15 protein-coding genes and 1 other annotated feature are annotated in these 8,813 nt (G+C 31.0%); all 15 genes read right to left on the reverse strand.

Going from position 1 to position 8,813, the window contains the following annotated elements; genetic code table 11:
* Positions 1-308, reverse strand: a 308-nt coding sequence (locus BR82_RS15985; protein WP_034865153.1) for an AAA family ATPase, incomplete at its 3' end; no start/stop codon positions are given.
* A 150-nt stretch (positions 309-458) separates the two neighbouring features.
* Entirely contained in the window at positions 459-1,745 is a 1,287-nt protein-coding gene (obgE, locus tag BR82_RS0113700; RefSeq protein WP_027090635.1) for a GTPase ObgE, read from the reverse strand.
* A 63-nt stretch (positions 1,746-1,808) separates the two neighbouring features.
* The gene (gene rpmA, locus BR82_RS0113705) at positions 1,809-2,093 is read right to left on the reverse strand and encodes a 50S ribosomal protein L27 (RefSeq protein ID WP_027090636.1); all 285 of its coding nucleotides are present in this window, start codon (positions 2,091-2,093) and stop codon (positions 1,809-1,811) included.
* Positions 2,094-2,096: 3 nt separating this feature from the next.
* Entirely contained in the window at positions 2,097-2,420 is a 324-nt protein-coding gene (locus tag BR82_RS0113710; protein ID WP_027090637.1) for a ribosomal-processing cysteine protease Prp, read from the reverse strand.
* Complete coding sequence (gene rplU / locus BR82_RS0113715; protein WP_024720883.1) at positions 2,420-2,728, reverse strand: 50S ribosomal protein L21; 309 nt, start codon at positions 2,726-2,728, stop codon at positions 2,420-2,422. The genes BR82_RS0113710 and rplU overlap by 1 nt, the downstream gene beginning before the upstream one ends.
* 14 nt (positions 2,729-2,742) lie before the next feature.
* Positions 2,743-2,811 (reverse strand) — a sequence feature (ribosomal protein L21 leader region).
* A gap of 40 nt (positions 2,812-2,851) precedes the next feature.
* Positions 2,852-3,595, reverse strand: a complete 744-nt coding sequence (locus BR82_RS0113720) for a site-2 protease family protein (RefSeq protein WP_027090638.1) — start codon at positions 3,593-3,595, stop codon at positions 2,852-2,854.
* Positions 3,570-4,139 (reverse strand): M23 family metallopeptidase, encoded by a 570-nt coding sequence (locus tag BR82_RS0113725; protein ID WP_027090639.1) that lies wholly within the window; start codon positions 4,137-4,139, stop codon positions 3,570-3,572. Before BR82_RS0113725 ends, BR82_RS0113720 begins: the two co-directional genes overlap by 26 nt.
* A 49-nt stretch (positions 4,140-4,188) precedes the next feature.
* Positions 4,189-4,968, reverse strand: a complete 780-nt coding sequence (gene minD / locus BR82_RS0113730) for a septum site-determining protein MinD (RefSeq protein ID WP_027090640.1) — start codon at positions 4,966-4,968, stop codon at positions 4,189-4,191.
* The gene (locus tag BR82_RS0113735; protein ID WP_027090641.1) at positions 4,961-5,536 is read right to left on the reverse strand and encodes a septum site-determining protein MinC; all 576 of its coding nucleotides are present in this window, start codon (positions 5,534-5,536) and stop codon (positions 4,961-4,963) included. The genes minD and BR82_RS0113735 overlap by 8 nt, the downstream gene beginning before the upstream one ends.
* A complete protein-coding gene (locus BR82_RS0113740; protein ID WP_027090642.1) occupies positions 5,511-6,044 on the reverse strand; it encodes a hypothetical protein in 534 nt (177 codons plus the stop codon). The genes BR82_RS0113735 and BR82_RS0113740 overlap by 26 nt, the downstream gene beginning before the upstream one ends.
* Positions 6,037-6,891 (reverse strand): rod shape-determining protein MreC, encoded by an 855-nt coding sequence (gene mreC, locus BR82_RS0113745; protein ID WP_027090643.1) that lies wholly within the window; start codon positions 6,889-6,891, stop codon positions 6,037-6,039. The genes BR82_RS0113740 and mreC overlap by 8 nt, the downstream gene beginning before the upstream one ends.
* A gap of 59 nt (positions 6,892-6,950) precedes the next feature.
* Positions 6,951-7,628: a RadC family protein gene (gene radC, locus BR82_RS0113750; RefSeq protein WP_027090644.1), complete on the reverse strand. Its 678-nt coding sequence runs from the start codon at positions 7,626-7,628 to the stop codon at positions 6,951-6,953.
* The gene (locus BR82_RS0113755; RefSeq protein WP_027090645.1) at positions 7,625-8,011 is read right to left on the reverse strand and encodes an SPOR domain-containing protein; all 387 of its coding nucleotides are present in this window, start codon (positions 8,009-8,011) and stop codon (positions 7,625-7,627) included. The genes radC and BR82_RS0113755 overlap by 4 nt, the downstream gene beginning before the upstream one ends.
* A 65-nt stretch (positions 8,012-8,076) precedes the next feature.
* Positions 8,077-8,235, reverse strand: a complete 159-nt coding sequence (locus tag BR82_RS17175; protein ID WP_154659622.1) for a hypothetical protein — start codon at positions 8,233-8,235, stop codon at positions 8,077-8,079.
* Positions 8,222-8,380 carry a hypothetical protein gene (locus tag BR82_RS17380; protein ID WP_162832140.1) on the reverse strand — a complete coding sequence of 53 codons (159 nt, stop codon included), beginning with the start codon at positions 8,378-8,380 and terminating at the stop codon, positions 8,222-8,224. The genes BR82_RS17175 and BR82_RS17380 overlap by 14 nt, the downstream gene beginning before the upstream one ends.
* Positions 8,381-8,813: the final 433 nt, after the last annotated feature.

Here is an 8,813-nt window from a genome sequence, read left to right on the forward strand (position 1 = left end):
CTTAAAAACTTTTGAATATCGAGATGAATCACATTATGCTTATTCAAATGCTTTTGATATAATTCTGTTTTACTTATTTTTAAATCATTGAATATATCCAATGAATCACAGCCCTTAGAATAATAAGCCACTAACATATTAGCATCAGTGCTCTTTCCAAACCGTCTTGGTCTTGAGACACAGATCTTACAATCATTGATTCCCATCAAACTATTAGTATATTCTATCAGTAATGATTTATCTACATATATCGGATTCTTTGTCGCCTGTAAAAATGACATCTTCCCTGGATTTAAATATATTCCCATGCTATCACCCTTTCCATATCATTATACCATCTTTATATCTAAAACACTTCTTTTATTTTTCTAACTTTTTCGATAAATAATAAAAAGGCTTAACAAAATAACCTGATTAGTTATTTTATTTAGCCTCAACATTATAAAATGATAATTTGATTACTCATAATAATCAAATTCAAAATCCGCAATAGCAACATTATCGCCATCTTTAGCTCCGGCATTTCTTAGAGCATCATCAACACCCATATTTCTTAATTTGATCAATAAACGTTTTAAAGAATCATCACTTACTAATGAAGTCATCGCTACCATTCTTTCAATCCGTTTACCTGTGATCTTCCAGTTTCCATTACCCAAATTATGTAATTCAAATGGTTTTTCTTCTTCATCATTCATTGTATAAAGAACTGTATTTTCTTCGTCATTTTCTTCCAGTGCAAACGTTGGAGTAGCAGCTAACGTATCTGCAATTGCATATAATACTTGGTCAACGCCATCATGGATGATAGCACTAATTGGAAAAACTTTAACTTCATCACCAGCTAATTCTTTAAAACGAGCTAGATTTTCTTCAGCTCCTTCTTCATCCATTTTATTAGCAACAACGATTTGTGGCCGTTCTAATAAACGATACTGATATTCACCTAATTCCTTATTTATCGTCACATAATCCTCGTATGGATCCCGACCATCAACAGCCCCCATATCAATAATATGAACGATAACTCGACAACGCTCGATATGTCTTAAAAATTGATGTCCTAAACCTTTGCCTTGAGCTGCTCCTTCAATCAGCCCTGGTAAATCAGCCATCACAAAACTACGCCCGTCTTTTACCTGTACTACTCCTAAATTTGGTACGATCGTTGTAAAATGATAATCAGCTATTTCAGGACGAGCTCTAGAAACAACCGAAAGTAAAGTTGATTTTCCAACCGATGGAAAGCCTACTAATCCGACATCAGCCAATAACTTTAATTCACACTGCAAATCAAATTTTTCCCCAGGTTCACCGCGTTCACAAATTTGCGGAGCTGGATTTCTTGAAGTTGCAAAACGGGCATTTCCACGACCACCACGGCCCCCTTTAGCGATAACTACACGCTGTTTATCTTCAGTTAAATCTGCCATGATCTGATTTGTTTCCTCATTGATGATTACTGTTCCAACCGGAACCTTGATCAACGTATCAATAGCATCTTTACCATGCATTTTTTTAGCCATTCCATTTTGTCCTGAAGGCGCTTTATATAAACGATTATATTTTAAATCCAATAAAGTTGAAAGTGATGTTGTAGCTTCAAAAATGACACTACCACCTTTTCCTCCATCACCGCCAGCAGGTCCACCTTTAGGAACATGGGCTTCACGTCTAAAAGCAACTGTTCCATCACCACCCTTACCGGCTTCAACTCTAATTTTTGCCTTATCAATAAATTGCATAAATCCACCTCTTTTCTTATTATTTACCAATCGATACAAAAAAATCCCTTTTCAGGGATTAAATTATGCAGCTGGATAAACTGAAACTTTTTTTCTATCTCTACCAAGTCTTTCGAATTTTACGATCCCATCAACTGTAGCAAATAAAGTGTCATCGCCACCTTTTCCTACATTAGTACCTGGATGAATTTTAGTTCCTCTTTGTCTATAAATAATAGACCCTGCTGTGCAAAATTGCCCATCAGCTAATTTAGCTCCTAATCTTTTTGATTTAGAATCACGACCATTTTTAGTTGACCCTACCCCTTTTTTAGAAGCGAATAATTGTAAATCTAATTTGAACATCATATGTTACACCTCCACTTTAGATATTTCAATAAATTGTCCATAATCTTCAGCCATAGTATCCAAAGTTGTCTCAAGCGTCTCTAGCACCACTTGGCAAATCTCATCTACTTGTTTTACGATTATGTTTATATATCCTTCATTAACTTCGATCGTTCCAATATGATCATCTAAAAATCCTTTTTTAACTAGCATATTTAATGTTCCTATACTACTTGTAGAAACACCTGCACAAACTAGATCTTTGCCATAAACATCGCTATTAGCATGACCAGTTATTTTGAAATTAATGATTTGATTTTCTTTTTTTTTAATTAATACTTTGATCATTATCCATTGATAGCATTGATTACTAATTTTGTATAAGGCTGTCTATGACCTTGTTTTTTGTGATAATGTTTTTTAGGGTTGTATTTATAAACAACAACTTTCTTTTCTTTACCATGTTTTTCAACAGTAGCTTCTACAGTTGCACCTTCAACATAAGGAGCTCCTAATTTAGTAGTTTTATCACCAACTAATAATACTTTATCAAAAACTACTTTTTCTCCTGCTTCAACATCTAATTTTTCTACAAAAATAGTATCTCCAGCTTCAACTTTGATTTGTTTTCCACCTGTTTCAATAATTGCGTACATATCGCACCTCCTATAAATATTCTAAGACTCGCCAACCAAGGCAGCATTGCTTTAATACCTTTTATGTGCGGTTGTAGCTAGAGGTCTACAACAGTTGCATTATATTAAATTTATGGCCTAAAGTCAATCTGTTTTTAGCTTTTTTATTAAAAATTGTAGCATTTGCTTTTCATTATATGTCTTTCCATCAATTACATAGATATTATAGTAAGGTCGGTAAAAATTAAAATTATAATTGATCTTACAATGCTTATACTGACTACCCTGCATCCTTTTTAAATAAAGACGGATGATCATATATCGAAATTCTTTAATATATTCATAGTTAGCGTACAGTAAATAAAAATACACCAGCAAATAACCAATCTTGTTATATAAAACGATTAATATCGATAAAGCAAACAAAGATATTTTTATTTGTAATTTGATTGCTTGATAATAATCTTTGATCAAAGACAATAAAAGCAGTAAGATCTTAGAACCATCTAATGGATAAATAGGTAAAAAATTAAAAATAAATACCAAACGATTAACTTCTAATAAATACTGATTTTGAATAAATATTTCAATTATAAAATAAATAGGTAAATGTACTGATAACCCTGCCATCAACATGATCAGTTCTTCACAAACATGATGCATTCCATAATCATTGACACTTAAAAAAGCCCCAAAAGGAAATATCTCAACTTTTTCAATTTCAAAATTAAATTTTTTAGCAAAATAATAATGTCCATACTCATGAATACAAACAATTATTAAAGCACTAATATAATTAAAAAAATTATTATTTATAATACTAATCAAGATATACATCATAGTAAAAGGATGGATATACCAGTTATTCCATCCTTTGATACTCTTCATAACTTATCTCTTTACCAAGATAATCAAACTGCAAAATAAACTTTTCATTATAACTTCCTAGAACCATCCCTTGATCTACCTCATCATACAGCGTCACCATTACATTATCGATCTCACTATAAGTGATCGTTACATTATTTTTACCTAAAATAACAACATGACTACCTAAATTTTCATCTGTTCCTACCTCGATAACTCTTCCTGCTTCAATGCTTAAAACCTCATTACTATTATTTTTATAGTAATCATCCTTTACATGCTGATAACTGATTTCACTAGATACCGGTGTTTCATTTGAAGGTAAAAACGAAAATAGCGTATCTGATAACCAGCTGGTAACCATTTTATAATTAGCATCATTTAAAATTATTTTCTTTAGATTTGAATCAGGATTTAATTTAACATACGACATCGAAACTAAAACAACTAAAATCACGACCATAAATTTAACCATAAAATTATAAAACCGCTTAAAATTATCATCATTTAAAGGTTTTTGACGCCTTTTATGCATACGTTTTCTTATATCATCAAGATCATTCATCATATCACCTAATTCATTATATGATAACAATTTATATTAAAGACTTAGATCATGAATAAAAAAATCGACGAATTAAACTTTTCTTTTTATATTTCACATATGGAACCTGATGTCCTAATAAACGTTTTGCAATATTTAAAAAACAAGTATGTAATAAGTGCTGCTGATCTAAAAAGATCGGTACACCTCGATTATTAGCTTCTATCATATCATGACTATCATATACAATTCCTATTAACGGCAATGATAAAATTTCTTTAGCATCATCGATCGTTAACGAACGAGAACTTTCAATATCATCGAGATTAACTTTATTAACTACCATATTGATCGTATTAATACCTTTTTTCATCAATAACCCTACAACTCTATCGGCATCACGTAATGATGATACATCAAGATTGACAACTACGATTGCTTCACTAGCTAATGATGCTGAATATTCAAATCCTTTTTCAACACCTGCCGGACTGTCTACAATAATAAAATCAAAATCTTTACTTAACCTTTCAATCAAAGAATTCATTATCTTTGTATCTAAATTTTCAAATGATAATGATTTGCACGACGGTAATAAACTCAATCCAGCTATTCTTTTATCTTTAACCAAAACCTGTTCAATTGTACAACGACCTTCAACTACATCATTTAAATCATAAACTACTCTATTTTCTAAACCCATCATAACATCCAAATTTTTGAGTCCAAAATCACCATCAATCAAACAAACTTTAAATTTAGAATACGCTAAAGCACTAGCCAGATTGACACTTATACTGCTTTTACCTACCCCGCCTTTACCAGAAGTAACTACTATAACTCTAGACATAAATCATGTCCCCCTTATCTAAGAATATTTCATTGTCTTTATAATAAAGCATCGTAAGTTCAAAACTTGTATAATTTTGTCGAGATACTCCATTAATTCTAACATGAGCATTTTTAAAACATTGTCCACTGATCTTCGCATCAGCATTCATTCCCTCAACAAAACCACACACTTTTCCCATCACATATAATTTTCCGCTAAAACGCACGATTGCTCCAGGATTTATCTGTCCAATAATCAAAGTATCTTGATCTAATTCTAAAACTTCACCTGAATGAATCGTCTCTTCAATTACTTTGATCTTATTTTTATGTTCTTTTTTTATCATATTAATGCCATCAAATAACAAAACTTGTTTTTCAAATAATAGTTCTAATAATTTTGATAATTCATGAATACTCAAAATTCGACTTTTAAAATCAAAAAAAGCCTTTGGATAATACCCATCACTTTTAAGTAATGGAGACTCTAAAAGACTTTTTAATTCACTTATTAAACTATTAAATTCTTGACTATCATCAAAAACAAAAACTAGATGACCATTAATCCCTTTTACTTTGATATGCATTGATCTTACCCTCGAATCCTAATTTCTTATGGATAAAATATACTGGTGCAATTAAAAATAAATTAGCTGCTACAGTTGGCAACAAACGATTTATCATAAAAGTTACTATCGAAAGTTGCGTAATATTTGTTATCCACACTAACCAGTATAACACGATCTCCTGCGCGATTATTGTCACAATTACAGCGATATACATTTCTAAAAGGGTAAAAGTCGCTAATTTAGTATATTTTTTTCCTAAAAAAGCATATAAACAATACAGCAAAACATATATCAATAAACTATTAGCATAAACGATTGCATAATATAATCCTGTTACTGTTGCAAAAAAGTAACGATGTTCATCACCAATAGTATTATTTAACAAGGTAAACATCATCAAACCAATATAAGGTATAATTGTGATTCCCGATTTATCAAAATTAAAAGGAAGATAATAATTAATAACACTATCAATTACAAAACTAAGCGCCATTACTAAATAATAACGATATAATTTTTTATTCATCATCATTTCCTCTAAAAACTACTGAAACATAACTCAAATCACTAAAATCCTCAGCCGGTTTAACTTTAAGGGTCTTTGTTGTACCATCATTAGAAACATCTATAACCTCAGCCGTTCCTATGTAAATTCCTTTAGGGGCCTTTTGATCCCCACCTAATCCAGAAGTAATAACCTTAGCATTATCTTCTAATTTATCAACATCACTCAATAATGTTACCTCATAACATTTACTTTCAACATCATAACGCTTTAATAAACCATAAATATTTTGATCACCATTCATAATTTGAACCGGTAAATCAGAAACTGGATTTTCTGTTGTTAATAATTGAACAGTAGCACTAACTTCAGTTACCGAAGTTACTTTCCCCACCATTCCTTTAGACGCAACAACTACCATATCTTTGCTTACTCCAGCCATGCTTCCTAAATCAATCGTTATTTCATTAGTCCAGCTGCTAGCATCACGAGCAATGACAGTTGCCGTCTTTACGTTATAATCAGTTGGTAAATGACTAAGATCTAAAGCTTTTTTCAAATCATCTATTTCCCCTGATAAAACATCAGTATTAACTTCAACACTTGCATAAGCCGCTAATCTAGCTCTTAAAATCTTATTTTCGTTATAAACATCCTTTAATTCATTGTATTCACTAAATAAGCTGCTTACAAACTCAATTGGTTTTTTTATCACATAATACTCTACTACCGCCACTGAATCACTGATCATTCTTTCAATTCCCCACTGTGTTCTTGAAAAAATCAATGAGATACTTGAAAAAACAATAATTGCAATTGTAATTATTAAAATGATTCTTCTGTTTCGTTGTTTCTTTCGATTATTCAAATTATCACCTCACATGTTGATACCATTATAAGACATTAATATAAAATAATCAATTAACTTTAGACTTCAATAATTTCTTTTGCAGCAAAACTATAAAATTTATTTCTTCCAATTATTAAATGATCAATAACTTCAATCTCCAATTCTTCAGCCATTTTATATAAACGTTTCGTCGTTTCGATATCTTCAGGTGAAGGTGTAGGATTACCTGAAGGATGATTATGAATCACCATGATTCGACTACTGCCACAAATCAGTGCTTCTTTAAATAGCTCACGCCCACTAATAATTGAAATATTGTTACTTCCAACAAATACTGTTTTTTCCTTCATCACTTCTAATCTTGAATTCAAACATAAAATTATTACTTTTTCCTGCTGTTCAAACATCAATTTATCTTTAACGAGATTATAACCATCGATAGGTTCTTTAATAACTGACGATATTCCTTGTACCTGTCTTAATCTTTTTGTAAGTTCAATTACTGCCAATATTTCAATAGCTTTAGCTTTCTTGATTCCCTTGATCAAAACAAGCTGATGATAAGTTATATCTTTTAAATAAGCTAAGCCCCCAACTTCATTGATCAATCGCTGCGCTAACTCTAAAACAGACTCCTGCTTATTACCCGTCCGTAAAATCAAAGCAAGTAATTCAACATTGCTTAAACTTTCAATTCCATAATAATAAGCTTTTTCTCGTGGACGTTCTTCTTGGGGATAATTTTTTATTTTCATGATCCTAGCTCATTAATAATTGCTTCATAGTTTTGCTGTTCAATAACTTCTTTAAAACTACTATCAAATTGTACTTGTTTGATCACACAGGTAATTCCCTTTTCACTAATTGTATTTCCCATCTTTTTAGCCTCCTCTTCATCTAAAAATATTCCAGTAATAACAACAAAATTATTATCTTTTTGATACTTATAATTCGGTTGTTGCAATTCTGTTAATTTTGCTACCATTTCATTAGCATTTTCATCCTGCTTATAAATTCCTACCTGCACTATGTAAGCATTGATCTTACTTTGAGTAGATGAAAAAAACTTTAGATAAAATCCTCCAAATAACAATGATAAAAGCATTGATACGACAACTACTAACCTAACTATCTTCATATTCTACCTCCAATAAAGAATATGCATATAGCTATAAAATATGAAAGGCTTTTTAGCCTTTCATATTAACGACTTCTCGTAACCGAATAATGACTTCTTATTACTCTTGCTACATTAACTGCTCCGCTAACGGCAATCAATGTAATAATAAAAGGTAAAGCAAACCCACCACTGACTTGTTTTTGTGATGAAACAGGTAATTCTTTCATTTTAACGCCACTCAATTGAAATAATTCTAGGTATCGATACTCTTCCAGCCGTTGACTTTGCCATCTTATAAACAGCAGCACCCATAACCACACAAAAGAAAATAGTTGTAAATCCACCACCAGAAATTTGCATCTGACTACATAATTGTAATTCATTCATTTTTCATTTCCTCCTTATCTAACCCCACACTTTTATTAAACCTCTTATTATTATTTACCCTCAAATTATTGATTTTACTTCAAAAAATAATTTTTTTATGAAAAAAAACTGTTGAAAATTTCAACAGTTCAGGCTGTTGACAAATAAAAATATTTGAAACAGTCTTTTTATTTTAATGATTATATGATAATATAACTAATGTCGTGGATGACTTTTTTCCAAATACGTAAACATTTTAAAGCTCCACGACTTTTTTATTTAAGATAAAGAAATCAAAATATGGTATAATTCAGGTATACACGTATTTGGAGGTAATAAAAATGGTAATGACAGTAAATACAATTAAACATGATCACATTATTTTAAGCACTATTGATGAGCTGGTTCCGCTTCATCATGAGGTTAGAAAACTTGAAGCGGCTATTGACTGGAG

This window comes from Thomasclavelia saccharogumia DSM 17460 (genome assembly GCF_000686665.1).
GTDB lineage: Bacteria > Bacillota_I > Bacilli_A > Erysipelotrichales > Coprobacillaceae > Thomasclavelia > Thomasclavelia saccharogumia.

Excerpts from the sequence above, each read along its gene's own strand:
- rpmA (WP_027090636.1), bottom strand. The coding sequence starts at position 2,093 with ATGATGTTCAAATTAGATTTACAATTATTCGCTTCTAAAAAAGGGGTA.
- obgE (WP_027090635.1), bottom strand. The coding sequence starts at position 1,745 with ATGCAATTTATTGATAAGGCAAAAATTAGAGTTGAAGCCGGTAAGGGT.
- BR82_RS0113725 (WP_027090639.1), bottom strand. The coding sequence starts at position 4,139 with ATGAATGATCTTGATGATATAAGAAAACGTATGCATAAAAGGCGTCAA.
- radC (WP_027090644.1), bottom strand. The coding sequence starts at position 7,628 with ATGAAAATAAAAAATTATCCCCAAGAAGAACGTCCACGAGAAAAAGCT.
- BR82_RS17380 (WP_162832140.1), bottom strand. The coding sequence starts at position 8,380 with ATGAATGAATTACAATTATGTAGTCAGATGCAAATTTCTGGTGGTGGA.
- BR82_RS0113755 (WP_027090645.1), bottom strand. The coding sequence starts at position 8,011 with ATGAAGATAGTTAGGTTAGTAGTTGTCGTATCAATGCTTTTATCATTG.
- BR82_RS0113740 (WP_027090642.1), bottom strand. The coding sequence starts at position 6,044 with ATGAATAAAAAATTATATCGTTATTATTTAGTAATGGCGCTTAGTTTT.
- BR82_RS0113710 (WP_027090637.1), bottom strand. The coding sequence starts at position 2,420 with ATGATCAAAGTATTAATTAAAAAAAAAGAAAATCAAATCATTAATTTC.
- BR82_RS0113735 (WP_027090641.1), bottom strand. The coding sequence starts at position 5,536 with ATGCATATCAAAGTAAAAGGGATTAATGGTCATCTAGTTTTTGTTTTT.
- minD (WP_027090640.1), bottom strand. The coding sequence starts at position 4,968 with ATGTCTAGAGTTATAGTAGTTACTTCTGGTAAAGGCGGGGTAGGTAAA.
- BR82_RS0113720 (WP_027090638.1), bottom strand. The coding sequence starts at position 3,595 with ATGAAGAGTATCAAAGGATGGAATAACTGGTATATCCATCCTTTTACT.
- rplU (WP_024720883.1), bottom strand. The coding sequence starts at position 2,728 with ATGTACGCAATTATTGAAACAGGTGGAAAACAAATCAAAGTTGAAGCT.